Source organism: Indioceanicola profundi, assembly GCF_003568845.1.
GTDB lineage: Bacteria > Pseudomonadota > Alphaproteobacteria > Azospirillales > Azospirillaceae > Indioceanicola > Indioceanicola profundi.
The window spans coordinates 205440-230693 of record NZ_CP030129.1 but is presented as its reverse complement, the minus strand read 5'-3'; the positions used below and the strand labels follow the sequence as shown (position 1 = coordinate 230693).

The 25254-nt window shown below is 61.7% G+C and carries 25 protein-coding genes and 2 pseudogenes; 10 read left to right on the top strand and 17 right to left on the bottom strand.

The window, feature by feature from the left end:
* Positions 1 to 170 precede the first annotated feature (170 nt).
* On the bottom strand, positions 171 to 698 hold the full coding sequence (locus tag DOL89_RS24355; RefSeq protein ID WP_162937880.1) for a hypothetical protein: 528 nt from the start codon (positions 696 to 698) through the stop codon (positions 171 to 173).
* A 424-nt stretch (positions 699 to 1122) separates the two neighbouring features.
* A pseudogene (locus tag DOL89_RS24350) lies at positions 1123 to 1611 on the bottom strand (sterol desaturase family protein); the annotation flags it as partial.
* Positions 1612 to 1833: 222 nt separating this feature from the next.
* Here DOL89_RS24350 and DOL89_RS24345 point away from each other — a divergent pair.
* Entirely contained in the window at positions 1834 to 2601 is a 768-nt protein-coding gene (locus DOL89_RS24345) for a substrate-binding periplasmic protein (protein WP_119681945.1), read from the top strand.
* Between the two features lie 396 nt (positions 2602 to 2997).
* Here the strand turns inward: DOL89_RS24345 and DOL89_RS24340 are convergent, their stop codons facing one another.
* Positions 2998 to 4014: an IS110 family RNA-guided transposase gene (locus DOL89_RS24340; protein ID WP_119681944.1), complete on the bottom strand. Its 1017-nt coding sequence runs from the start codon at positions 4012 to 4014 to the stop codon at positions 2998 to 3000.
* Between the two features lie 462 nt (positions 4015 to 4476).
* Between DOL89_RS24340 and DOL89_RS25325 the strand changes: the two genes are divergently transcribed.
* Both DOL89_RS25325 and DOL89_RS25790 read left to right on the top strand, forming a co-directional pair.
* Positions 4477 to 4767 carry an anti-sigma factor family protein gene (locus tag DOL89_RS25325; protein WP_162937879.1) on the top strand — a complete coding sequence of 97 codons (291 nt, stop codon included), beginning with the start codon at positions 4477 to 4479 and terminating at the stop codon, positions 4765 to 4767.
* Between the two features lie 277 nt (positions 4768 to 5044).
* The gene (locus DOL89_RS25790; RefSeq protein WP_225890103.1) at positions 5045 to 5155 is read left to right on the top strand and encodes a manganese efflux pump MntP family protein; all 111 of its coding nucleotides are present in this window, start codon (positions 5045 to 5047) and stop codon (positions 5153 to 5155) included.
* 538 nt (positions 5156 to 5693) lie between these two features.
* On the opposite strand, the gene DOL89_RS24335 is transcribed toward DOL89_RS25790, so the two are convergent.
* Positions 5694 to 6221 carry an RNA polymerase sigma factor gene (locus DOL89_RS24335; RefSeq protein ID WP_119681943.1) on the bottom strand — a complete coding sequence of 176 codons (528 nt, stop codon included), beginning with the start codon at positions 6219 to 6221 and terminating at the stop codon, positions 5694 to 5696.
* A gap of 1204 nt (positions 6222 to 7425) precedes the next feature.
* Here DOL89_RS24335 and DOL89_RS25410 point away from each other — a divergent pair.
* Positions 7426 to 7650: a hypothetical protein gene (locus tag DOL89_RS25410; protein ID WP_205574750.1), complete on the top strand. Its 225-nt coding sequence runs from the start codon at positions 7426 to 7428 to the stop codon at positions 7648 to 7650.
* An 87-nt stretch (positions 7651 to 7737) separates the two neighbouring features.
* On the opposite strand, the gene cueR is transcribed toward DOL89_RS25410, so the two are convergent.
* From cueR to DOL89_RS24320, 3 genes are all read right to left on the bottom strand, one after another.
* Positions 7738 to 8178 (bottom strand): Cu(I)-responsive transcriptional regulator, encoded by a 441-nt coding sequence (cueR, locus tag DOL89_RS24330; protein ID WP_119681942.1) that lies wholly within the window; start codon positions 8176 to 8178, stop codon positions 7738 to 7740.
* Positions 8175 to 10631, bottom strand: coding sequence for a heavy metal translocating P-type ATPase (locus tag DOL89_RS24325; protein WP_119681941.1), 2457 nt, complete (start codon positions 10629 to 10631; stop codon positions 8175 to 8177). The genes cueR and DOL89_RS24325 overlap by 4 nt, the downstream gene beginning before the upstream one ends.
* Positions 10632 to 10778: 147 nt before the next feature.
* Complete coding sequence (locus tag DOL89_RS24320) at positions 10779 to 10976, bottom strand: heavy-metal-associated domain-containing protein (RefSeq protein ID WP_205574749.1); 198 nt, start codon at positions 10974 to 10976, stop codon at positions 10779 to 10781.
* 855 nt (positions 10977 to 11831) lie between these two features.
* Here DOL89_RS24320 and DOL89_RS25920 point away from each other — a divergent pair.
* Positions 11832 to 13295, top strand: coding sequence for a calcium-binding protein (locus tag DOL89_RS25920; RefSeq protein ID WP_119681939.1), 1464 nt, complete (start codon positions 11832 to 11834; stop codon positions 13293 to 13295).
* 771 nt (positions 13296 to 14066) lie between these two features.
* Positions 14067 to 14912 (top strand): annotated as a pseudogene (locus tag DOL89_RS24310) (IS5 family transposase).
* Between the two features lie 52 nt (positions 14913 to 14964).
* Here the strand turns inward: DOL89_RS24310 and DOL89_RS24305 are convergent.
* From DOL89_RS24305 to DOL89_RS26135, 7 genes are all read right to left on the bottom strand, one after another.
* Entirely contained in the window at positions 14965 to 15837 is an 873-nt protein-coding gene (locus DOL89_RS24305) for a copper resistance D family protein (RefSeq protein WP_225890121.1), read from the bottom strand.
* 10 nt (positions 15838 to 15847) lie between these two features.
* Complete coding sequence (locus tag DOL89_RS24300) at positions 15848 to 16219, bottom strand: copper resistance CopC family protein (RefSeq protein WP_225890102.1); 372 nt, start codon at positions 16217 to 16219, stop codon at positions 15848 to 15850.
* Between the two features lie 128 nt (positions 16220 to 16347).
* The gene (locus tag DOL89_RS24295; protein WP_225890101.1) at positions 16348 to 17094 is read right to left on the bottom strand and encodes a copper resistance protein B; all 747 of its coding nucleotides are present in this window, start codon (positions 17092 to 17094) and stop codon (positions 16348 to 16350) included.
* A 15-nt stretch (positions 17095 to 17109) separates the two neighbouring features.
* A complete protein-coding gene (locus tag DOL89_RS24290) occupies positions 17110 to 19155 on the bottom strand; it encodes a copper resistance system multicopper oxidase (protein WP_119681936.1) in 2046 nt (681 codons plus the stop codon).
* Positions 19156 to 19166: 11 nt separating this feature from the next.
* Complete coding sequence (locus DOL89_RS24285) at positions 19167 to 19730, bottom strand: cupredoxin domain-containing protein (protein WP_205574748.1); 564 nt, start codon at positions 19728 to 19730, stop codon at positions 19167 to 19169.
* Between the two features lie 92 nt (positions 19731 to 19822).
* On the bottom strand, positions 19823 to 20242 hold the full coding sequence (locus DOL89_RS24280; RefSeq protein ID WP_119681935.1) for a hypothetical protein: 420 nt from the start codon (positions 20240 to 20242) through the stop codon (positions 19823 to 19825).
* Between the two features lie 103 nt (positions 20243 to 20345).
* Positions 20346 to 20675: a copper-binding protein gene (locus DOL89_RS26135; protein ID WP_225890120.1), complete on the bottom strand. Its 330-nt coding sequence runs from the start codon at positions 20673 to 20675 to the stop codon at positions 20346 to 20348.
* On the opposite strand from DOL89_RS26135, the gene DOL89_RS25770 reads away from it, so the two are divergent.
* Entirely contained in the window at positions 20562 to 21020 is a 459-nt protein-coding gene (locus DOL89_RS25770; protein ID WP_225890126.1) for a hypothetical protein, read from the top strand. The genes DOL89_RS26135 and DOL89_RS25770 overlap by 114 nt on opposite strands.
* A gap of 332 nt (positions 21021 to 21352) precedes the next feature.
* Here the strand turns inward: DOL89_RS25770 and DOL89_RS24270 are convergent, their stop codons facing one another.
* The 3 genes from DOL89_RS24270 to DOL89_RS25320 are packed head-to-tail and all read right to left on the bottom strand — an operon-like array spanning position 21353 to position 22789.
* On the bottom strand, positions 21353 to 22024 hold the full coding sequence (locus tag DOL89_RS24270) for a methyltransferase family protein (protein WP_119681933.1): 672 nt from the start codon (positions 22022 to 22024) through the stop codon (positions 21353 to 21355).
* On the bottom strand, positions 22021 to 22263 hold the full coding sequence (locus tag DOL89_RS24265; RefSeq protein WP_119682021.1) for a DUF2933 domain-containing protein: 243 nt from the start codon (positions 22261 to 22263) through the stop codon (positions 22021 to 22023). Before DOL89_RS24265 ends, DOL89_RS24270 begins: the two co-directional genes overlap by 4 nt.
* Before the next feature lie 52 nt (positions 22264 to 22315).
* Positions 22316 to 22789, bottom strand: a complete 474-nt coding sequence (locus DOL89_RS25320; RefSeq protein WP_162937877.1) for a hypothetical protein — start codon at positions 22787 to 22789, stop codon at positions 22316 to 22318.
* Between the two features lie 624 nt (positions 22790 to 23413).
* Between DOL89_RS25320 and DOL89_RS24255 the strand changes: the two genes are divergently transcribed.
* Genes DOL89_RS24255 through DOL89_RS24245 form a run of 3 tightly spaced genes read left to right on the top strand, consistent with a single transcriptional unit; the run spans position 23414 to position 25073 of the window.
* Positions 23414 to 24022 (top strand): c-type cytochrome, encoded by a 609-nt coding sequence (locus tag DOL89_RS24255; protein WP_119681931.1) that lies wholly within the window; start codon positions 23414 to 23416, stop codon positions 24020 to 24022.
* Between the two features lie 17 nt (positions 24023 to 24039).
* Positions 24040 to 24495: a DUF305 domain-containing protein gene (locus DOL89_RS24250; protein ID WP_119681930.1), complete on the top strand. Its 456-nt coding sequence runs from the start codon at positions 24040 to 24042 to the stop codon at positions 24493 to 24495.
* Positions 24495 to 25073, top strand: coding sequence for a hypothetical protein (locus DOL89_RS24245; RefSeq protein ID WP_119681929.1), 579 nt, complete (start codon positions 24495 to 24497; stop codon positions 25071 to 25073). The genes DOL89_RS24250 and DOL89_RS24245 overlap by 1 nt, the downstream gene beginning before the upstream one ends.
* Positions 25074 to 25254 lie beyond the last annotated feature (181 nt).

Here is a 25254-nt window from a genome sequence, read left to right as displayed (position 1 = left end):
CCGTTTTGAGGAGGTCTGCCCTCCTCAGGGCCACAGATAGGGCCACGCGGACTTCAGCTGTATCCCAGAGCTTTCAGGCACGCCTTGCAGGAGCAGGCACCGAAGAAAGAGATCAGCAGCAAAGACCGGGGGCCACGAGCCGCGGTACGAGCGGAGTTTGCCCGGTGCGGTCAGGCCAAATCGGATCGGGGGGGATAGGGGTCGGGCTGGCGGTCAGCACCGCGCACAGGATCATTCATGATGATCCGGTCGACGGGCAGGGATGCCCGCTGGAAGGTGCTCGCAGCCGGAAGAACGGATGCTGGTGCGCAGACACCGATGCAGTCGGCCAGCGACATCTGGTTGTCCGTGCAGGGGCCGGAATGAGCAGCCTGCTCGGCCATCTTTCCGGACTGCAGCGCCGAAGCTTCGTCGACAGACGTCCCGGCACTTGGCGCAGTGGGCAAACCTGACTGTGCGGAATATGCGTGCGCCATCGCCACCTGTCCGGAGGCTGATCCAACGCCGGTTATGGCCATCACAAGGACAGCGATCACGGCGAATATGCGGGTCATGGCGCGCATGTCCTTAAGATCGATCTGCTGAGAGGACTTTTCAAGCCCCTTTTTCAAGGTCCCTTGAAACCGTATCCGGCCCTCGTACCGGGCGGGTGAGAATGTCGCGCGGAAAGTCATCTGCAGCGCCTCTTCCTTACGCAACGGAACCCTGCACCTGGGCGCTCCCAACCACGACACTTTTCAAAGTGGCTGCCGCCCACTATCTTAGGCGCTATGAGGATTCAAGCCCTGCACAGCAACATGATCAGCGCGCGCCATCGGCTGCGGCGTGCTGTTGGCTTGTGCCTGATGCTTGTCCTGGCTCTGGTGCATGCCACTGGAGCTGCCGCGACGGCTACGCCTGCAATGGCCGCCCCGATGACTGTGCCCTGCAGTTCCACGGCTGATATGGCATCAGTGTCCCAGGCAGCTGCCCAGGACACTGATGCCGAGCAGCCGGGATCTGCCCACCAGGATGACCAGTCCGGATCGTGCCAGGCAATGAACGGCATGTCCTGCTTCGCCATGTGCGCTATGATCCCGGCCCAGTTGGCCGACATTGGAACGGCCGGCCTTGTGCGTGTGCAACAGCCACCGCCGGAGCGCCGAGCACCGCGACCACCACCAGCTTGATGGCCATGGAGAGCAGGATCTCCACGGGATGGAAGCGCAGGCCAGTCGTGACGTCGAACTCCAGGTCGGCATGGTGCATGCGATGCAGGCGCCAAAGGGCGGGTACCGCATGGAAAAGCCGGTGCTGAAGGTAGATGGCGAGGTCGAGCAACAGGACCGAGGCCAGCACGGCGAGCCAGTTGGGAGCTTCGACCAGATTGAACAGGCCCCAGCTGCGCTCCTGGGCGAGGATGGCGATGCCAACGGCCGCGGTGGGGAACAGGATCCGCAGCAGCACCGTGTCGACCACGACAATGCCGAGGTTGTTCGGCCAGCGCAGCCCCCGGCCATGGGCCTGCTGTCGGCGTGGAGCGAACATTTCCCAGGCCGCCATGGCGGTGAAGACGCCCAGGAAGGCGCCCAATCGTATCACTGGCTCGCTGGCGAGAGAGGTGTCGCCCATTGTCTCATTTCCATTCAATCGGCCAAATCCCGGATTTGAGGCAGGACGCTATTAAGGGTGCATCACCATTAACCTGTCTTAGGCAGATTGGCCCATATTCACGTAGTATGTTCACCATGGGTGAGCGCCTGCGCGTCGCACAAGACCGGCATGCCTCTCAATTGACGTCCTCTGTAGGACTCAACGCGCCGCCGGTAGGCTCGGAGGAGTGGTCTCGGCCGAATGCAGAATATGGTCACGCGACGAGCTATGGTCATCGGGTTGGGCACCGCAGCCTTGCTGCACCCAGACGCATCCGGAGCAGCAAGCCAGCGGCGTGTTCCATTCGGCTTCAGGCCAGCCGCCCCTCTGGTGGAGGTCGGCGCCGACAGCCGTGTTTCCGGCTTGGAATACGAAATCATCGCCGCGGCCATGCGGGTGCCGGGTCATGAGATCATTTCCTATTTCGGGCCGAATGCGCGCCTCGTACAGGCATTGTACCGGGCAGCCGTGGATGCAATCGCACCAGCTGTTTCGCTGGAAGGAACGCAATTCACGCTGAGCGAGCCCTATCTCGTCTACCACAACGTCGCGATCACACTGGCCGACCGGCAGCTGAGCATCGCTTCAATGGCGGATCTGGCAGGGCTACGGGTCAACGCCTTCCAGCGTGCGCGCAAGGCACTCGGGGCCCTCTTCGCCAACGCGGTTTCCAGCTTTGCCGCCTATCACGAGGAAGGTCATCAGGACCGCCAGGCCCTCCCTCTAGTTCACGACCGCACCGATGTGATCATCGGGGATCGGCGCATTCTGTTGCATCATCTCCGAATGGCGATGGCGGCAATGGGCGTTTGGAAGGAGTGGAAGGTTCACCCGCTCTTCACCCCAACGCCTCGGTCGGCGGCATTCCGTGAGGCCTCCATCGCGGCCGATTTCAATGCAGGCCTTGCAGCCATCCGTGCAGATGGGACTTACCAAGCGCTCATGGACCAGTACTCTACACCGGACTAACCGGCCGGTCTCCTTGTCGCGGTTCTCGGCGTCTATCCATCTGAGTGTTGATCACCGTGCTTTGGACGGAGCTCAAGGGCTCCGTCACCTCTTCATCCTGGAGCTCACCTGCTGCTGGAAGGAGAAAACATGTGTGGACGGCCCCTGTGGCGCAAGGGGTTTCGCCTGATGAGCACCGGTCGGGTGCATCCATGTGTTCGGCCTGTTCGCGCAGCGCCGATGGCTGCTGGCCCTGATGAAATCCGCGGATCGGGGCCCTAATCACGTCATCGCGCTCGAAGGCGCCGTGCTCCCCTGGGCTTTCCCGATCCCCGGCCGTGACCGGTCCGTCATCAACACTCACCACCCCGCACCACCGCCCCGACCTTGGAAGGGAAAGGCCGGAACAGCCCCTGGCTACGCGGCTGGAGCCGCGTAGACCTCCTTGCGCGTCGTCACCGCCCAGGCGACACGCGCCATCTTGTTCGCGAGCGCCACCGCCGCGACCTTGGCCGGTTTGCGTCCCAGCAACCTAGCCAACCAGGGTTGGCGCTCGGCATTCTTGCGCGCCAGCCGGACCATCGCCGTCGCGCCGACGACCAGCAGGCGGCGCAGGTACCCGTCGCCCTGTTTGCTAATGCCGCCAAGCCGCTCTTTCCCACCGGAACTGTGGGCGCGCGGCGTCAGCCCCAGCCACGCCGCAAACTGTCGCCCGGAGCGGAACAGGGAGGCGTCGGGCACCGCCGCCGCAATGGCGGACGCTGTGATCGGGCCGATTCCCGGGATCGTGGCCAGACGCCTGCTGGTCTCGTTGCCCCGGTGCCAAGCAACAATCCGGGCCTCCATGCGCTCGATCTCAGTTGACAGGCCGCGCAGCTGGTCCGCGAGGGTGTGCAGCGCGTCCCGCGCGAGTTCGGGCAAGGCATCCCTGGCCTCGTGCAGTGCCTGGATCGCGGCGGCCACACCGACGGCCCCTTGCCGGTGCACGACCCCGTATTCCGCCAGGTGCCCCCGCAGGGCATTGACCAGCATGGTTCTCTGCCGCACCAGGAGGTCGCGCGTCTTATGCAGCATCAGCACCGCCTGCTGGTCCACCGTCTTCACCGCGACGAACCTCATGGTCGGACGCGTTACCGCCTCGCAGATCGCCTCCGCGTCCGCGGCATCGGTCTTGCCGCGCTTTACATAGGGTTTCACGTAAGCGGGCGGCATCAGGCGGACCTCGTGGCCTAATGCCACCAGCTCCCGCGCCCAATGATGGGCCGATGCACAGGCCTCCATGCCGACGAGACACTGCGGCAGGGCCGAGAAAAACCTCAAGACTTCGGCGCGGCGGAGTTGGCGGCGCGCCAGCACCTTTCCCGCGGAATCAATCGCGTGGACCTGAAAGACATTCTTGGCCAGATCGAGCCCGACCGTGGTCACACCCTGCATGGGACGGCTCCTTTAGACGTGGCTCCTCGACAGCCATATCATCACACAGCACTCTTGCTGGGTCAGGGGCCGTCCACCCCATCACGTCAGGACCCGCATTAAGAGCGCGCGCCGGGCATTACGGAAGCTGGCGCGACGGTATCGCGGAGCGGTCGGCCGTACGGCGGCCGACATGTTGTTGCAGAATTGGCAAAACGCACCACAGGACCGAACACTCGGAACCAACTCTGCGTTCTAGAGACCCGGGCGAAGGTGGATTGCACAGCACCAGCAGCCCAGCGACTTCGGCGGTATTGGGCTGCCGTGAGCCTGCCTATCTCTGAATAGGATCAAGCGGAATGATCCCAAAAGTGGTTGGGCCTGTGTCGAATGTAAGACAAGCCTGCTGCTGCCTTTAGCGCACTGTTGCTGGCGGTGAGCCATTGCTCAGGAGGGTTGGCACTTGGCTGAAGGTGCGGCGGGATGGCTGGAGAAATTCTGACTGATGATTTATTGGCGGCCTACGCCGACGGGGAGCTCGGCCCGGAAGATACAGCCTTTGTCGAGGCGGAGCTTAAGCGCAACCCGGACGCCCGTGCCAGGCTGCAAGCCTTCGTCCATGTCTCTGACCTGGTCCGCGCCGTTCATCGTGATGCAGCCCCGGTACCGGAACAGCGACCTGGAACAGATCATCCCGGAGCGAGCCGCAGCCGAGGATGCGGGCTGACGGCACGGGTCGTCGCAGTCCTTCGTGCCGTCATGGGGCGGGAATAACGACATGCAGAGCCATCTTCGCTTCGGCAGAGCGTCGCGATCGAATCCCCCAGGCGGCACGGCGTGACCAACTTATGGATTTATGCGAGGCTGTGCCGTGCTGCCTCGCGATGAGCTTCGGCCCCTTCCTTGCCGGTAGAACGACGCCCGGCACCTCGGCTCCAGCAACGTCCCAGACCCGGAGGATAGCCTCCGTCCCGGACCGCCCCTCCTTCGGCCGATAATCCGCGACAATGACATCCGGCTTTTATCCCTTCTCCCGGAGCTTGGTAACTGCTTGGTCGGCGGAGCCGTTGGCGCTAGGCTGGGCCGTCGCACCGAACTGGTCGGCGGCCTTGGCCTCGTGGCGATCAGCACCAAAATCCTGCTGGACCATATGGACGTATAGACCTGTACCACGGAGGCCATCATGTGTTGTCGATCCGCAGTTGAGCGGGCCTTCACGGAGATGAAGACATCCGGGGCTCCGGAGAGGCACGCCGTCGAGGCGGCGCTGTTTATCTATCGCCTGCAACATCCTGATGTTCCGGCCGACCGAGCCGAAGCTGAGGTGGCCCGCTGGACCGTTGCCCGACGGGTCCATTGACGGACTCAGAGGAAGTCAGTCGTTGGGTTGGGAACCTTTTATTGCCTCGGCAGTTGCCAGACCGAGCAGTTGCTCACCTTCATGCAGGAGCATTGAGTGAAGCTGGGCCGACCCCATGGGCGTGGGGTCGGCCCGTTTGCGTCTACCTGGGCCACGCGCACCGGGCGCTAAATCATGCGGCCATTGTCAGCTTGGTGATCGCTGATCCATTCCTCGCCCGCCGGAGCCTTCGGGCCCTGGTTCCTGCAAGCCTCCATCTCCTCAGCGTCGCGGTGAACCACTGCCCGTGACCCGAGAGGGGGCGGTGAACAGGCATGGCAATCCGGCGGGACTTCACTGCTTATGCAGGCGGATCACCCTCGTCGGTTCCACGGCAATCAAGCTCTTGGTGTCGCGGGAGAAGTCCTAGTTCCTCGGCCAGGATGGCGCGGGCGCGGGCAACACGGCTGTTCAGGGCGGCCACCGGAATGCCCAGTTGATCGGCCGCCTGCCGATAGCTGAGGCCATCCACGCAGACGAGTGTCAGCGCGTCCCGGAGGTCCCGTGGCAGGGCAACCATCGCGTCCTGGGTGGCTTGAAGCTGGGAGCGGGCGGGAACATCGGCGATGTCGGTGCCGCCAATATCTGTACCCCAGAGCCGATCTCGTGAGACGTCCAGATTCGTCCACCATTGCAGTCGGCTTCTTAGTAACTTTCCGATGCGGGTGATCTCGAATACGGCATGGCCCGCGAGGGCTGCGAGCGGGAACTGCTTGGGCACGCTGTACGGCGCTGCTGACGAACCAGTCGCGGCAGCCATATCCATTGCGGAATCAGCCTTGCTCCAGCTGGAGCCTGATTGCGCTTTGTACGAACCCACCACGGTCATGGCACGTCCCCGCGCTTCAGGAGGCCCGTAAGCTCCCGGATCAAAGGAGGTCAGGTTGTGAATACATTGCAATTCCGCCTGAGCCGGTATTAGGACACATTTTTGTCCAAATACACATGAGTGTTCCCAGGATTATCGCCTTATTGCACAAGTCAGGCGCGTCAGGAATAAAAGGGCGGTGCGCCTATCCGAACGGAAGCATAGAGGGCGACGGAGGCGAGATCGATTGAGGCGTGAACCTCAGGCATAAGCCTCACCCAATTCAGCCCCGGAATAGGAACCACCGGTTCTTACTTCCACGATCTAACCACCAACCTAGTAGATACCTGAACGATCAGCAACATCAAGCGCGCACCACCCCTTTTTCGGGTGCTGAAACGATGTGCAGCGCGCCCGACTACTCTATTCCTCGAAAACAGCGCCATTCCGGGACCGGATTCTTCAAAACCGAGGCAACTCGACATTCTGGGGGGCTCTATATCGACACCCAGGCCGTAACTATGACAGTAGCCTTCCTGCCATCAAAAGCGGTGAAATTGCCGATCCAAGACCTGCAGCTTTATAAGATGAACCTGGTGTTTGTTGCCTTGATGCCGCTGCTCAATGCCCTCTTCATCCACTTCGGTGGCAGGTCGTCATCCCTGTGGCAGTTGGCCTGCTCTGGGTTGCGACCGTCGTCTTCTGGGTATCCCCGACTCAGGCCAACCACGCCAAAGCCGGAATTTACTACAGGATACTTGTCTAACGGTGCATTGATGGGGTGTGGCAACTCTACAAGCGGGGCGACTATTGGGACGGAATGATCGGCCCTCACGCACTGAACGCCGCCGCATCCTCGCCAGGGATGGCGGCCGTATAGCCCGACCCGCGGCGGTCGAGAAGGCAGCGCGTCGCCGACGTCCGGATTGGAAGCGGACCCGAGCAGACCTTGTTTTGGTTGGCCTCGTGATTGGAACGGGCCTGCTGCTCAGCATCGTCGTGCTGCAGCTAATATGATTTGTACCGCCATGAGGGTTCGCCTCCTCGCGCAACGGGTGCCGCCCGCTTGTCCGCGGCACCGCGATCAGGGGAGCCTGAAACCGCCGTTAGTATCTAATCCACAGACAGCTAGACAACCGCAGCCCGGAACTCCGTCTAAAAGAGGACGGTTGGACTGGTCGGAACCGGCAAGACCTGGCCGGACCCTGGAACGACGGAGAGGCCGATGGTCGCAGACACATCACAAGACGGGCACGAAACCGGTGGATCTGCTTCTAGCAAAGCTGAGGGGCAGACGCCTCCACGGCATCCTACAGCCGGAAGTGAAGGGCATCGTGCCTCCGACATCCAGGACCGAAGCGAGGCGCTGAAGGATGCTCCGGGGGGCTTCGGCACGGCGCTGGAAAAGATGAAGGATGAAAAAGGCACTTCTCAGCAAGGTAGCAAGTAACAGACCGGCACAGGATCCTGCACCGGTCTGATCTACCTGCAGCGGGTCAGTGCGCCTACTGCTGTCGGAACGTATGGGCTGCGCGGCTTACCGGGAAGTTGCACCGTTTGTCTCCGCCGCAGCCTCGGGCGGGCTGGGCAATCCGCCTGCAAGGTCATGGAGAATGGGGCAGTCCGGCCGATGGTCGCCGTTGCAGGTATCTGCGAGTTCCTGGAGCGTCCGGGCCATTGATCGCAATTCCTCGATCTTGGCATCGAGCTCCGCCACGTGTTCCAACGCGATCCGCTTCACCTCCGCGCTTGCCCGGCTCCTGTCCTGCCACAAGCCGACAAGATGCTGGATACGCTCGATGCTGAAACCAAGGCTCCGGGCGCGCTTTATGAAACGGAGGATGTTCACGTCCTGGATCGTATAGACCCGGTACCCGGAGGCGGTTCGCTCCGCCTCCGGTATCAGGCCGATGCCCTCATAATAGCGAACAAGTCGTGCGTTAATACCGGCCGCCTTGGCCGCCTGGCCGATGTTCATGTGCGACCTCCACCCGCGGCCCGGGGCTTCCATCCCCGGAGCGTCAGCGCGTTCAGAACCACGCTCACAGAGCTCAGGGCCATCGCAGCCCCAGCCAGTACCGGGCTCAGAAATCCGAGTGCTGCCAGCGGGAGGCCGACCACGTTGTAGATGAAGGCCCAAAACAGCCCCTGCTTGATCTTGGCATAGGTACGCCGGGACACATCCACGGCGCCGCCGACCAAGATCGGATCGCCCCGCATCAGCGTGACGCCTGCCGTGTGCATGGCCACATCGGTGCCGGTGGCCATGGCGATGCCAACGTCGGCGGCTGCCAGCGCCGGTGCATCGTTAATGCCGTCGCCGACCATCGCCACGACCTTGCCCTCGCGCTTCAGAGCCGCCATGACGTCGGCCTTGTCGCCCGGCAGGACTTCGGCGAAGACCCGGTCGATACCGAGTTCCCGCGCCACAGCCTCTGCCGCGCCTCTGCTGTCGCCGGTAACCATGACCGCCTCAATGCCCTGATCGTGCAAGCTGCGGATGGCCTCCCGCGCGGATGCCTTCACCGTGTCGCCGAAAGCAATGAGGCCGAGCACGCGTCTTGCGGGAGCCAGTTCCGCCATCCAGGAGACCGTACGCCCGGACGCCTCCAGGGCGGCAGCCTCGGCTTCCAGAACGGCGTCGCTCAATCCGTTCTCCATCATCAGCCGCTTCGCCCCGAACACGACGGCCGTTTCGCCAACCCGACCCGAGACGCCGCGCCCGGCCAGAGCCTTGAAGTCCGTCAAGGTTATGGGTGCGATACCAGCTGTACCGGCCCGATCGCGCACTGCGTGCGCCAGCGGATGCTCGCTGCCCTGCTGGAGCGTGACAGCAGTGCGGAGCACCGTTGCCTCATCCAAGCCGGACGCAGGAACGATCGCGGTGACGCGGGGCTTGCCCTCGGTCAGGGTCCCAGTCTTGTCGAACGCGACTGCCGTGACCGCATGCGCCCGCTCCAGAGCCTCGGCGTCCTTGATCAGGATGCCGTGCCGCGCCGCGGCTCCTGTCCCCACCATGATCGAGGTCGGCGTGGCCAAGCCAAGAGCACAGGGGCAGGCAATGACGAGGACCGAGACGGCCGTGATGATCGCAGCTTCAACGCTGCCGGTCAGACCCCACCAAGCGGCAAAGGTCACCGTAGCGATCGCCAGCACCACCGGCACGAAGACGGCGCTGACACGGTCAACAGTGCGCTGAATCGGTGCCTTGGATGCCTGCGCCCCTTCGACCAGCCTCACGATCTTCGACAGCATGGTCTCGGAGCCGACCGCGGTCGTCCTCACCACCAGCAGGCCGTCGACATTGATTGAGCCGCCCGTCACCTTGGCGTCGAGGTCCTTCTCAACCGGCAGCGGCTCGCCCGTGAGCATGGTCTCGTCGACGCTGCCTGTGCCCTCGACCACTTGGCCGTCCACCGGCATCCGCTCTCCCGGGCGGACGACGACGAGGTCGCCGACCCGAACCTCTGCGACAGGTATCTCGACCTCGGCGCCATTCCGGCGGACACGGGCCTTGTCGGGCCGCAATCCCATCAAGGCGCGGATGGCGGCGGCTGTCTGGCCCTTGGCCCGGCTCTCCAGCCACTTGCCCAGCAGCACGAAGGTGATCAGCACGGCCGATGCCTCGAAGTAGAGCGGAACATGCCCTGCGTGCTCTGTCGTGGAGAGCGTCCAGGTGCTCAGACCCCAGGCTGCCGTGGTGCCGAGGGCCACCAGCAGGTCCATGTTTCCGGCGCCAGCACGAACTGCCTTGTAAGCGGCCTTGTAGAAGCGGGCACCCAGCCAGAATTGCACCGGTGTGGCCAGCAGGAACTGGATCCACCCCGGCACCATCATGTCGAACCCGAGCAGGTCGCCGACCATGCCAACCACAAGCGGCGTCGACAGGAGCGCACCGATAAGAACGTGCCGCAACTCGCGGCGACTGCGGTCGTTCGCCTCGTCCGGCGCCGCCGTGGCGGTCTGCTCCTTGGTCACCGGACTTGCCTGATACCCTGCCTTCTCGATGGCGTTGACTAAAGCCTGGGCACTGATTCCATGGCCCGTGACATGGGCGCGCTCGATCGCCAGGTTGACAGTCGCCGCTGTAACGCCGGGTACCCTCCTCAATGATTTTTCCACCCGCCCCACGCACGAGGCGCAAGTCATCCCTTCGACCCGAAGGTCGAATTCAACTGTGGACGGCTCGTACCCTGCCTTGCTGATGGCGTCGATGACGTCCTGGGTATTTGGGTTGGCAGCGTCGAATGCCACCCGCGCCCTTTCGGTTGCGAGGTTCACCGCGACGTCGGTCACCCCGGGCACCTTGCGGATCGCCGTTTCGACCCGCCCCACGCAGGAGGCGCATGTCATCCCGGCAATGGCGATGTCGATCTCGGCAGCAACCTGCCCGGCCGAGGTGGACCGGTCCTGTGCAGCTATGTAGGCCATGTGGCCCTCCCGTTCTCTCAAGCTGCCCCTACAGATGGACCTTCCAGCAATTGGAAGGTCAAGAGGGATCACCGGCCTCGGCTGTCGCAAATAAGAAGGGGCGGAGCGGCCCACGCCGTTCCACCCCTTGGACCCGCTGCGATGTGGTTACGCTGCGCCGCGGACCTCGAATCCGGCATCCTCGATGGCCTGCCGGACGGCACGCTCATCGGCTGCACCCTCAACGGTCACCTCACCGGCCTTGAGGTCGACGAGCGCACGTTCCACAGAGGGCAGTGCCTCGACTGCGCGGGTCACGGACTTCGCGCAACCGCCGCAGGTCATACCGGACACTTTCAGCTTCATCTTAATCTCTCCTCGTCATCGGCACCGGGGCAAGGATCGCCGCCATCCGGTCATGAAGGAGAAGGTGGTCCTACCAGTAACTGGAAGGTCAAGAGGGGAATTCCTGGTACTCGCCTGAAGGCTGGTACTGCAGATCTGGCGCTTTGCGGCTTAGGCATGAGACTTTCTCGGCTCCAGTCAGTCTGGGACACAGTCATTGATCCGCCCGCCGTGAGTGGCCAGGCACCCTGACAGCTTAACCGCCTCCAGGAGGCCACTGAGCCTTTGGTTCTTTGATCAGTGCAAGGTTCCTGGCCATTCGTCGGTTTTCCGAGCAGACTGAAACCAGCTGCAACCCAGGCCACTCATATAACGAGGGCTTTCTTGCTGTCGCAGGAATTTGAATTTGCCGCTTAGCGCCTCCCCTGAGTAGGACTCAGCAAGTTTGCAACGCTGGCACTCGCCGAGCGTCAACCAGATGCATATGCAGGATGAAGAGGCTGATATCGTACCCTCCCCCTTCAATCGCGGGTTTACTGGCTTGCCGAAAATAGCATTTCCCGACCTGAGTGAGTTCTTATCATGCGTTTCAGATATGGCTGCCAATGACATGGTGCAGCTGTGGCCCGGAATACAAATGATGCCGCGTAAACCACTAAACCTCGGCTAAAATATCCCTCAGAGGCCTGCTATCCAGCGGCATGCGGCGTACATCGGCGCCACGGATAGGCCTGTCAGACCGGCACACGACTATAGCATTGGGGTCGGAGGAACCTTCTTCCAGAGTCTCTGGTTGGGCACCTGCCTTCAAAACAGGCACACGGCGCTGCATGCCAACTCAGCGCACACGACTTTAGTAAGTGGTAAGGAGGTACAATGTCCCACAGCCAGAATACCCAAGCCAGAGCTACGACGCGAGCTACGTTCGACGACATTGGTCTCTACATCGGCAGTGCCCGCGGGGATCAATTTCCGGGTGCAGGCATCATGGACCTCGTTTTCGGACGTGACGGCAACGACCGGCTTACCGGCGGCGCTTTGGCTGACGATCTCGTGGGCGGTGCGGGTAACGATCGCTTGGTCGATAACGCGGGCATGGACCACCTGGACGGCGGCATGGGCATGGACCGGTTGGAAGGCGGTGCCGAGGCTGACGACCTCACGGGCGGGATAGGAGACGATCGCCTAGACGAGGGTGTCGGGCACGGCGATCTGGAGGGGGGGCCGGGCGACGATGTTATTGTGGGTGGCCTTGGTGGTGACGCCTTCGTGGTATCGCCCGACAGCGGGCACGACGTCATCAAGGACTTCGTCGCGGGACCCGCGCTGCTCGATCACCTAGCAATACGCGATATCGCGCCGGAGGACTTGCGTTTCGAGGACACCGAGGCCGGTGTGCTGATCAGTTGGAACGGAAACCAAGGTTCGGTTCTGCTCGAGAACGTCTTCAAGCGCGACCTTTCCCAAGCGGACTTCATGTTTGCCGATGATCGCCAAGTTATTCAGCCGACAAGCCCTGACTCAGGCCAAGTCACAGCCGTAAAGTTCATCATAGACGAGGGTGACGCGGCGACCGCACCTGTTTTCACGGCCGACGATGAGCCAGCCGAACGTTTCCAATTCGACGAGTTCCTGGTCAGGGTTGGCCAGGATGGAAACGACACCTTCCAGGGAACTGCCGAGCGGGACTTCCTCATCGGCATGGCGGGCGACGACCACCTCGCGGGTGGAGCGGAAAACGATGACCTCCTCGGTAGTGGGGGAAACGACACCCTGGTGGGGGATGCCGGGCAAGATCACCTGATGGGGGGCATGGGCGATGATGAGCTCCACGGTGGCGAACAGGCCGACAGCCTCATGGGCGAGGAAGGCAGTGATCGCCTTCATGCCGGTGCCGGTCACGACATGCTTGAGGGCGGCATGGGTGACGACATCCTGGATGGCGGCGATGGAGCCGACGCATTCATCGTCTCTCCCGACAGCGGCAATGACGTGATTATCAACGGCTTCGATGCTGGACAGGGATCCTTTGACCACATTGCGTTCCGTAATCTGACCGCTGAACAGGTTACCGTCTCCGAAACCACACGGGACGACATGGCAGGTGTGCTGGTCAGCTGGAACACGCAATTGGATACGGGACCGGTAGTGGGCTCGGTTTTCTTGGCTAACCTGACCATTGGTCAAATGGCTCAAGATGACTTCATGTTCGAAGCGGACGATGCTCCTGAGGGGACCTATGAAGACACGCCCGGCCTCCAGGGATCGAACTATATCTTCCGGGACGATCCGGTGAGCACTGTTGGTATCCAAGCCACAGGAGTTGACTTGATCGGCTGAGCATCAAAACGGGAGGATGACGACGCCACTGCCACCCTCCCGTCTTCTTAGATGTCGATACTGCGGCCACCCACCCCTCACTCGCGATAGATGCCGCTTGCCATACAGTTGGCCCTTGCTATCCACAGATTCTGGCAACTCCGACGGTACTTCAGCCCTTTTAGGGACCGGTGATGATCAAGGCGGTGTCGAGGTCCATGGAATAGGAGCCGCCACCAGATATCTGCGAAATCTGATTATGGCAATGCATCTCGTAAGGGTGAAATGCAGAGTGAAAGCCGCTTCCTACGTCATTTTGAAGGTGCTTCTCCTGTGCGGATAAGGGGTCGCCACCAAGAGACTGGTGTTCGATGCTGGAGTTAGGCCGATCTAACTGCAACTTGGGAACTAGGGATCCGTTGTAAGATTGGCATTTTGGGATTATTACCGCTGACGAATGTGTAGCCCAAGAATTAGGCCAACAGCTGACGGACTGCCGGAGCCACCGGGCCCTGCCCTTCAACGGAATTAGCCGCGCGATACGCCGCTTAACACCTTGTCCTGGGGACATACTGTTAGATTACGACGTCGATGCAGGTCGCATCATTTGCCCGGCCGCAAGATATCCATTACCTCGCATAAATCGGGCAAATATTGAAAAGAACATATGCGAGCTCACGCAGAGAAATGTCAATTCACATCGGCAATGTAAGTGTCTGTCCGACAACATGGTCAGACATATAAATTGGGTGTGATTCAGTGGCCTGTGTTCACCGATGCGGGCCCTTCGAGATGTGGACGAGCGCAAACCGTGGTTTGTATGACCGCAGCCATCTTCGTTATCCGACCGACCTAACGGACGCGGAGTGGGCGTTGGTGGCTCCGCTAATTTCTCGCGCGGCGCGGAGGCAGCGAGCGAACCGTGGACATGCGCTCGGTCGTGAATGGCCAGATGTATGTGCTGGGACACGGGCTGCCAGTGGCGCGCCCTGCCGAAGAAACCTCCGGCGCACAGCACGGTTCACGGCTGTTTCCGGGACTGAACCCACGACGGCACCCTTGGATCGGCCGCACCATTCCCTCTATGTCTGATCGCGTGATCAAGAGGGCCGCGCGGCCGCTCCGACCGCCGCGATCATCGACAGCCGGAACGTGAAGAGCACTGAAAAAGGGGGCGCTCGATCGAGCCGCACAGGTACGATGTGGGCAAGACGATCAAGGGTAAGAAGCGCCACCTCCTCGTAGATACCCAGGGCCTGCTGCTGCACGCCGTCGTCCATGCAGCCTATTTCCAGGATCGGGACGGGGCAGGGAACTGGTCATCGCCACTTCCTGTTCGGGATGTTCCCGTTCCTGCCCAAGCTCTACGCCGACAGCGGCTATCAGGGGCCGCAATTCCAGGACGCCTTGCGGCAGGTCCTGCGTCAAATTGATGTAGACCTTGTCAAACGGTCGGGCACGGCGAAGGAGGTCACCGTGCTGCCACGCCGGTGGGTAATCAAAATATCTATCGGCTGACTCAACCGATGCCGCCGATTGGCCAAGGACTGGGTATACCTCAACAAGACAGCCTTGGCGTTCCTGCGGTGGGCATCAATTCGGCTGATGCTGCAAAAGCTCTGCCAGAAAACGAAATGATCTCGGACAGATTCTGAGATTTTCTATGTGAACAATAGTCTGAGGAACGGCTTCACGGCCATCCTACCGTTGTCGCTGCTGCAATTGCGAACAAAACGAAAGCAATGATGCTGGCCTCGAATACTATGCTGATCCTGAGGCTACGGGCAGCTTTGGATTGGCCTTCCACCAAGCGCGGCGTCAGGACCAGTTTGTTCAGACCAGCAAGCAGCATCACTCCGGAGAATGCCAACAGCTTCAATACTAGGAAGTTTTCATAGGCACTTGTTGTAGGCAGGAGGAATCGACCGGTGATGCCCCAAATCAGTAGGCTGCCCGTCACCACAGCAGCGCCAACAGCAATCACAGCGTTTCTTCCAAAGCCTTCCACAAGTCGTCCGCCCTGCTGTGCACCCATTATTCGTGGCGCTCTGAAGATAGGCGCAAGACCACCAATCCAATAAGCCAAGGCCGCGAGATGGATGAGAATCCCTGCTCCCATGAGATAGCGTGGTTCTTTGACAGTATGGCCAACCAGGGTGAAGGAGAAGAGCACGAGCAATGCGCCCCCAAACTGGATGAGATGTCCAGTCCTGTTCCAACCCGGCCAGAGAAGCAGCAGAAGTCCTAGCGCCCGAATAAGCACCGCGTTACCAAAATCGGACTGCAACGAAACAGCCAGCATGGCCCGGTCCTGCAGGACCGCCATCAGATCCCCGAACAGCCACTGAACATCAAGCGCCCAAGCCGATGCCGTGGCAGCCAGGGCAACTACGGCAGACATCCTGAGCCAAGTGCACAGAAACCTTTTTTGTTCATGCGCAGCAGCCTTATGCAGGACCCTGAAGAGTACAGTCCCGATTGCTGCCAGACACGCGTAATAGGTCACTGCTTTAGCCAAGATCCTGGCGATTAACAGAGCATCCCATTCGAGCGTTAGGATCATTGCAAGCACGTTACTGGACCTCGAAGTTCCAGGAACCCTCCATCGCATGCCCATCAGCTGACATGCCGCGCCATTTGGCCGTATAGCTGCCCGGCGGGAGCTTCTCAGGCGTTGCGCTAAACTCTTTTACAGGGGTCATCTTGTCGGTTCTCTCGACCTTGAAGTCACGTCCTGAAGCATCAGTCAAGGTAAACAAGGTGATCCGCATCGGCGCTGAGAAGCTCATTGTGATTGCCGGGGGTGAAGTTGGGATGATGCTGCCCGCCTCCGGCGTTACCCGCTCCTTATCCGAGTGGGCGAAGGAGCTACTTATTGACCCGAACCACACGGTCGTGAATACGGCGAAGAGGACGATCAATTCCAACATTTTACGGGAGCGCATGGCTCAAACTCCTCAAATGAGTGCCCGCACTAGGGGCGATTACAGGCATGAAACTCGGCCAAGCGGATAAAGCCGCCCCAGTCTCTGTGTAGAGAGTGGCGGCGCCGCGGCCCCGCCACTCATCTTCATCAGAACCAGAAGCGGATTCCAGCCAGCACTGAGAAGACGTCCGGATCCTCGCCCTCCTCCCGGGCGAGGTCCGCGGTCTGGCCCAACTGCCGCTCCCACTGGATGCCGACATAGGGCGCGAACTCTCGAACAATCTCGTACCGGAGCCGCAGCCCCAGCCCGATGTCGCTGACCCCGGCGCCGATACCCAACTCCTCGACATCCTGGAGGGCGAAATTCACCTCCGCGACCGGCTGCAGGATCAGCTTCTGCGTGATCAACAGGTCGAACTCCGCCTCGGCCGAGGCGGTCAGGTCACCGTCCTCGCTGAGGAAGGCCTGGGCATCCACCTCGAAGAAGTAGGGCGCCAGCCCCTGGAGGCCGAGAACCGCGTAGGTGGTCTGCGGCTGCGGGCGGACATCGTGCCGGATGCCTGCCTGGACGTCCCAGAAGTCGCCGATCATGCGGCTGTAGAGAAGCTGGATTTCGGCCTCCTCCACGGCACCATCGACCGGCTTCTCGCCTTCCGTCGTCAGCCAGATCTTCTGGTAGTCTCCGCCGACGAAGGCTTCGGCTTCCCAGTTCACGGAGTTCTCGCCGTTTTGCCAGCGGTGCTCGAGCCGGTCGACCAGCACGGTCCACAGCAATGGCTCCTCATGGAAGTCCTGGGCCTGATCGACTTCGACCGTCTGGGCCACGCCGACCGAAGCCGTCAAGGCGGTGGCCACCGCAGCGGCGGCCGCGAGGCTACCCTTCAACATACGCATTGTTCTTCTCCCGCCTCAAAGGCTCGCCGTGCGCGGCTCGACGATGAAGCGCGTCATCATGCCGGAGGCCATGTGGTAGAGCAGGTGGCAGTGGAACGGCCACTCACCCGGTTCGTCCGCCGTCAGCACCACCGACGTGGTCTTGCCGGGCGGCACCAGCACGACATGCTTTCTCGGCCTGCGGTCGGTCTGGCCGTTCTCGACCTCCATGAACATGCCATGCAGGTGCATCGGGTGCGCCATCATGGTGGTGTTCACGAACCTGATCCGGACACGGTCGCCATAGCTCACCCGGATCGGGTCGCCGTGGCCGAACTTCTGGCCATTGAGGGTCCAGATGTACCGTTCCATGATGCCGGTCAGCCTGACCTCGATCTCCTGTGTTGGCTCCCGGAGATCCTCGTTTTTCGTAAGTGATTTTAGGTCAGCATAGGACAGGGCCTTCGCACCTGGCGGGGTGCCTGCGTCCGCCCAGCCGACGGCTTCCTTGTCGGCAGCACCGGCCTCAACACCGTGGCCCATGGCTGCGTGGTCGGTTCCGGCCGAACCGTGCCCCATGGATGCGTGATCCATGCCGCCGGAGCCGTGGTTCATCGCACCATGGTTCATGGCCCCATGATTCATGGCACCGTGATCCATGGCACCCTGGGCTGCCTCTCCGTGTCCCATTGCCGAATGGTCCATCCCACCCGAGCCATGGCCCATGGCTGAGTGGTCCATGGCGCCGTGGTTCATGGCGCTGTGATCCGCCGCCCCATGCCCCATCGAGGAATGATCCATGGGAGCCGACCCGTTTTCCATGGCCGAATGGTCCATGGCTCCGGCCGCCATGGTGGAGTGGTCCATGCTGCTGGCCCCGTGCCCCATAGCAGAGTGGTCCATTGCAGGCTTGGCTCCGCCCGCCATGGCGCCCGTAGGTGCTGCGCCATGGTCCATACCGCCGTGTCCCATGGCACCATGATCCATGCCCATATCCTCCATGGTCAGGATGGCGCGCGGCCGCATGTCGGGGATTTCAGCTTCCATGCCCTCACGGGTCGCCAACGTCGCCCGGGCATAGCCGGTGCGGTCGATGGACTCCGCGAAGAAGGTGAAGGGCTTGTCCTCGGTGGGGTTCACGATGACGTCATAGGTCTCGCCCACCCCGAACCGGAACTCGTCCACCTTGACCGGCAGCACGTTCTGGCCGTCGGCGGCAACGACGGTCATCGGCAGCCCGGGGATGCGGAGGTCGAAGATCGTCATGGCCGAGCCATTGATGATCCGCAGCCGCACGCGCTCGCCGGGCTTGTACAGGGCCGTCCAGTTGTCCCTGGGGCCCTTGCCGTTGACGAGGAACTTGTAGCCGGTCACGTCGGCCAGGTCGGTCGGGTCCATGCGCATCTGGCCCCAGGCCCGGCGGTCGGACCAGGCGGTCTTGAAGCCGTCCTCCCGGACATCGCGGAAGAAGTCCAGCAGGGTGCGCTTTTCGTAGTTGTAGTAGCCCTCGCTGACCTTCAGCTTGCGCAGGACCGTCTCCGGATTATCGGCGGTGTGGTCCGACAGCAGGACGACATAGTCCCGGTCGGCGCGGATCGGATCGCGGCCCGCGGGCTCGATCACGATGGCGCCGTACATCCCCTCCTGCTCCTGCGACGCCGAATGGCTGTGGTACCAGTAGGTCCCGGCTTGGCGGAGCGTGAAGCGATAGGTGAAGGTCTGGCCCGGCTGGATGGGATCGAAGCCGTTGAAGCCGGGCGCACCGTCCATGAAGCCGGTGATGAGCAGACCGTGCCAATGGATGGAGGTCGGCTCGTCCATGCGGTTGGTGACATGGACGACGATCTCCTGGCCCTCGCGCCAACGCATGGTCGGGGCCGGGATCGAGCCGCCCATGGAAATGGCGGCCGTGGTCTCGCCATCAATGGTGATGCGGGTGTTCTCCACCAGGAGCTCGTATTCCTGGTCGGACGAGGCGAAGCTGCGGCGGCCGGGGTAGATGGTCAGGTACCCGGCAACTCCGGCAGCCCCCGCCAGCTTCAGGGCATCCCGGCGGGACAGCGCGGCTTTCTGTTGGTGCATGGTCGCCTCCGTCAGCGGCTGAAGTCGATCTTGCCCACCATCCCGGCCTCGTAATGGCCCGGGACGTTGCAGGCGAACTCAAGCGTGGTGGTTTCGGGAAACGTCCAGGTCAGTTCGGCGGACTTGCCGGGTTCGACGAGGACGCTGTTGGGATCGTCATGTTTCATGTCGCCCATTGCGCCATGATCCATGCCCGGCATGTTGGAATGGTCCATGTTCTTCATGTCGTGGTTCATGCCGGTGGGCGTGAGCATCCCGTGCTCGGCCATCATCGCCATCTCCTTCTGGTGGGCGGCGTGCATGGCGGCGGTGCCGATGTTGAACTCATGCAGGAGTTCGCCGGTGTTCTTGACGACGAAGCGCACCGTCTCTCCCGGCTTCACCTGGATGGACGCGGGCTCATAGAAGATGTCGCCCATCTCGACCTCGACCGTGCGGGTGGCCTGGGTCGCTTTGGCGGTCTGCCCGACGGCATCCCCTGGCGTATGGCCCTGGGCGGCCATCGCGGCGGGGATCAAGACGAGGGTGGAAACAGCGAATAGGGCGCCGGAGAGGGCGCGGAAACGGATGGTCATGATGTTGGTTCCGTCTGCAAAGGCGCGAGGGATCGAACCGCCATGCGAGGCGGCTCGAATCGTGAGCGGTTCGGTCTAAGGACCGAAAGCGGTCACGCGCGCGGCGGACGGATCGGCGGAGACAAGGTACCGGTCGGCCCTGTGGTGTTCTCCAGGGGCTCGCGGGTCTTGTGCGGTTCAGGAGTGCTCAGGCTGCTGAACGCCACCGGGAGAGCAGCGACGGCACACCAAGCCAAGCAGCAGCCGCCCTTGGAAGCATGGGATTTATCAGTATTGTCCTGCCCAGCCTCGTCGCTGCACTGCTCGGCCGCCTCAACGAGGGTCGCAGCATGGCCGTGATCAAGTTCGTGCGACAGGGACGCCGGAACCTGGGTCGCCATATGGGCATGGTCAACCATCGCGGCACGGACCGGAGCCGCCGCGAGTGCCATAAAGGCGATCAACAGGAACAGTACCCGACCGAGTCTCACGATCTGACGGCCTCTTACGTGCGAGAGACGCCTCTGGAACATAAGGCGGCTTCCCCAAAGGTTCAAGTCCGGCGGGTGGCATGGCCGACCTCTGAACCGGAGAAAACGATGGGCCGCGGCAATCCTCGATCCAGGTCGACATGCTTCAGGTACCGGGCTTTGCCCGCGGCACCTGGTCCCGGATGCTCAGGAACCGGGGCGGTAACGGGCCGTCAGCCCTTCGGCTTGATGGAGGTGACGGTCTGTCCTGGCCAAGTGCGAACTCGACCTGCTGCCCTGCGGACAGGCTGCCTAAGTCCACATCCTTGGCGACCTTGAAGTCCATGACCATTGCGGGCCATTTCAGGGCCGGAATCGGGTCATGGGCGAGTTTCACGGTACCCTTGGCTGCATCCAAACCCTTCACTGTTCCAGTGCCGACGACCACGTCATGGTGGCCATGCCCCTCAGCACCGGCTTTATCGTCATGACCCATGTTCTGGTGCATACCATGGTGGGAATCGTCCTGCTTGTCTCCGGCATGGTTATGCGCAACGGCTCCACCGGCGATCAAGCTCAGAGCCACGGCACCCGCGGCGAGATTCAGCAAATTCATGATGACATTCCTATTGTGCTGGATGAGCAGAGGTCTCAACTCCGGATGCTGGACTCAGCCGTACAACCGGCCACCTCCGCATTAGGGCCGCTGCAAATCATCGGAGCAGTCGTCTTCAACAACCGGCGTCGGGGATTGGCAGTAGCTGTCCGACCAGTTACGGCTGGCTTCGGTATGCCGCTGTTCCGCCGCCTTAGCAAGGAAGGTTCTGAAATGGCTGCATAAGCGTCGTCAGAGCACCGGCAGCAGTCACGACTGCTCGCAATCGAGCATCTTATGGCACGCTGCTGGAGGGCACCCCATAACAGGATCGACCCACTCAGGCTTCGATCAAGTACTCCTGGGGACCGTCCCCTTAGAACATTACTTCCCTGCCTCGCGCCCATCTGTAGCTGGGCCAGGAGATCCAGTTCCATTAGCGCAGTACTCCTGCCGGAAGGTGAGGGTGGCAGGAGTGGTCCGCGATCCCGGCCGCCGTTTCGACATGGCAGTGCTCATCTCTGCCTTGTCCTGCCCAGACCATGAAGCTCGATCGCCGAAGGCGGGCCCGCCCTTTATCATCGAGAGCCGTGGTGGGCGTTGATCGACTGGCGCAACGCCCTCAGGTGCGGAAACCAGCCTGGGGTTCGGGTAGCATAGTCGTCCCACTCCGCACCCGCCCTGCCCCGCACTTCGCGCTCCTCTATCCGGGCCAGACGCACGTACATGACGACCAGAACCGGATACATCGCTACCGTGAGGATCGTCGGCCATTGCAGCAGGAAGCCGGTTAGAACAAGGATGAAGCCAACGTACTGCGGGTGCCGGATGTGGGCGTATGGTCCCGTCGTGGCAAGCACACCTTGGCGCTTAGCCCTATGCAGCACGTTCCAGGCAGACGCGACCAAGATGAAGCCGCCCATGATGAGGATATTGCTCAGGATGTGGAACGGGCCGAAATGCGGGTTTGCCCGCCAGCCGAACAGTTCCTCAAGCAGGTGCCCTGCATCGTGCGAGAACCAATCTGTGCTCGGGTAGCTGGTCTGCAGCCAGCCGGAAAGCAGGTAGATGGTCAGCGGAAAACCGTACATCTCGGCAAATAGCGCCATCAGGAAGGCGCTGAATGCGCCGAAGGAACGCCAATCGCGCGTCGTCCGCGGCTTGGCGAAGCTCAGGGCGAAGAAGATGAAGACACCGGCATTCACCGCGGCCAATCCCCAATGGCCATAGGCCCCCTCGTGACCGCTCATGACTGCTCTCCCGCATCGGGTCCGCGGCGGGTACGCCCGTGCCGGTGACCATGCCCATGTCCACCGTGCATGAACAGGTGCATGAGTGGGCACAGCAGCAGCAGCAGATAGGGAAGTGCACCGAAAAGATGGGCGCGGTGCTCCGCCCACAGGAAAAATCCGGTGACAGCCAGGAACACGACGGCAGTCAGAATGGCTCCGTCACGCCACCAAGGCTTTCCAGGATGGGTGTTTATCATGGCGGCCTCCCATTTCGATGTTGGCATGACAAACAGATTGCCCTTGGCCTGATCAGCCTGGGCGGGCACTGCCGACATGGGGACATGATGAGTTCGCCTGGACAGTGCCGCCTTGATTCAGATCACTTGGCAACGCGTTAATGGTCAGCATCCGCCTAAAGAGGAAGTAATCGCCGAAATGATTGGCTGGCAGTCCTGGAAACCTTGACATGGTGTCAAGGATTGTTTTCGACGCGGAACCTATCGGCAGTAGATCTGTTCGGAAAGCCAAGATGCCGCAGAGGTCCGGTCCATGCAGTGCAGGTTCAGGCAGTTGATGCAGATGTTGTTTGCCTTCCTGGTGCTTGGCATAGGGATGGTGTCGCCTGCCTACGCCTGTAAAGATCAGATTGCTGTCAGCTATCCTCTCGAGGTTAAATCGGTCCGGTTTGAGCTTCAGGCCGCCACCGGCCAAAACCTGGACGTTTCTCCCTTTAGGGTCTTGACTTCCGCTGACAGCAACAACTGTGACGGTGGCGTAGACCACTGCTGTATGGCTTTTGCAGAGTGCGCTCGCATTTGTGTAGGCGCTGCTTTGCCGCCGGTTATGGCCGTGGATCCTCTTCAGCCCCTTCTGAATGATTTTGACTGGCCGACATCTGCCTTGGGCACCGGCTTAACGCCTGCTCCTGATGGGGACCCTCCAAGAGCCTCCTCCCGCAGCTAACGCCGCACGCTTTCGCGTTCGGCGCACCTGACGGCTGTTTGAATGGAGCCCTGACTCACGTCTGACCTACAGGCGCGTCACAGGCCCGGATCAAGAGCACACATGCGGTCCATAGAGGCTGCGGGTTCAGCCGAATAGCAGTCCCGCCAGCTAAAATGGTCAGGACCAGCGGTGCCGTGCTCACATGAAGACGGGAACTGTGGCCGCTCCGCACGACTGTGATGCTCAAGATCAAGGACAGCCTTGAGGGGCGCCAGACAGCAATGTTCAAGTCGGACAGCTGTCCGGAAGATGCTGGCCAAGGCTAGGTCGCCAATAAGAAGCTCAGCCGGGAAACAGGTTGGCCCGCAGGCTCTACGACTGTGCTCGCGTCTGACGACGGGATCATGACCGCAGCAAGACGATTGTAATCGGCAAATCACACAGCGAAGGAGTTGTAGCTCAATGGACCACGAGGAAAAGGGGCGATCTCCAAAACGAGGGAAGCCAGCGATCATTGGTGTCCTGACAGGCGCGCTCGGTGTTCTGGCGCTCATGGGTCTCGCCGGGCTGTTCGTCGTCTATACAGGGGCGTTCAATGTCGCGGCGACGGAGGAGCACGCCTCCGTCACGCGCTGGGCCTTCGACACGACTTTCCACAATTCGGTTCAGCAGCGTGCCGAAGGCATCGAAATCCCCGAGGGCTTCAGCCCGACCGCCAATGGAACCGGCGCGTCCGAGTACAAGGCGATGTGCCAGCACTGCCATGCCGGGCCGGGGGTCGAACGGGCCGAGTGGGCGATGGGCATGCGTCCCTTGCCGCCCCACCTGACCGAGGCCGCAGCCGAATGGAAGCCGGAAGAGGTTTTCTGGCTCGCCAAGCACGGGGTCAAGATGTCCGGAATGCCTGCCTTCGGCCCGACCCATGACGACCAGACGCTCTGGGCCATCGCCGCCTTCGTGAAGGCGCTGCCCGCCATGACGCCCGAGGAATATGCCGCCCTCGGCGACGGCTCCCACGGGAGCCAGGGGAGCAGAGGCGGCCACGGGCATGACGGCGGTCACGGGAACTGACGAGGGAGAGGGCCGATATGGGAATGTCCTACTGGCGGTTCGGCGCGATGATCGCGACCTCAACTGTCGTGATGTACGTGCTGATGTACCTGAACACCTATGCGTACGAGCACGTTTACTGGAGCGAGACCCGCGCCTGGATGGCGCTCGTCATGGGCTCCTCCATGTCCGTCATCATGCTGGCCTTCATGATGGGCATGTACAAGAAGCGCGCCGTCAATCTTGCGATCTTCGGAGGTTCCGCCGCGGCCTTCGCCTTCTGCCTCTGGCTGGTGCGCAGCCAGGCCACGGTGGACGATGTCGAATACATGAAGGCGATGGTCCCGCACCACTCGATCGCCATCATGACCAGCAAGCGGGCGCAGATCACCGATCCCCGCGTGCGCGCCCTCGCGGATGAGATCATCGAGGCCCAGGAGCGTGAGATCGCGGAGATGAAGTATCTCTTTACCGATCTGGAGGCACGGGACTGATGGGTAGGCATTCAAAACACGCCAGGCGGGCGCCGCTTCTCCTGGTTCTGCTGTCCGGATTGCTGACCGGATGCGGCGAGGCCGACCGGGCAGACGATGAAATTACTCCCGTGAAGGCGGAGGAGATCGCAAGGATCATACCGGCGGCCGAGGCGCTGTCGGGCGCGCATATCCCGACCCTCGATCCCATGACCATGACCGATGCGGAAATCCGCAAGGCTCTTGGAACAGGGCCACGTTGCGTATTCCGCTACACCAGCGCAGGCAGACCGGTTCTGGCGCTTGGCTTGGCCGAGAGCGGAGAGCTAAGTGACGGGCTTGCCAAGCTGAACGGCAGTTTGATCCAGCTGCAGTTGGGCCCCGCCGAAGGCAACGTCGATAAGCTCGGTGGCGTGAGGCTGGTTGCTGATCCCGTCCGCCTAACGCTCCAGCCCGATCCCGGAGAAGCACCGGAATTGCAAGATGGCATGCAGCGACGCGAGGCCAACCTGGTCTTTGAGATCGCCCAAAGCGTTAGGGTCGGATACCGCGGCTATGTCGACTGCCTGCCGGAGAGTACAGAAGAAGCGCAGGCTTAGTCTCTTCGACCAGGGAACGCTGCCGCTTGCTCGCACTGGAGTTTTCTGAAGGTGTGCGGAAATCGAGCAGCGTCGCCAAATCGATCTTACCATTGACACACATCAAGACACGCATGGTCGACAACGCGCAGGTTGCCAATTTCGGTGCCTTGGGCCTCCAGCGACTGAAACCTGAAAATTG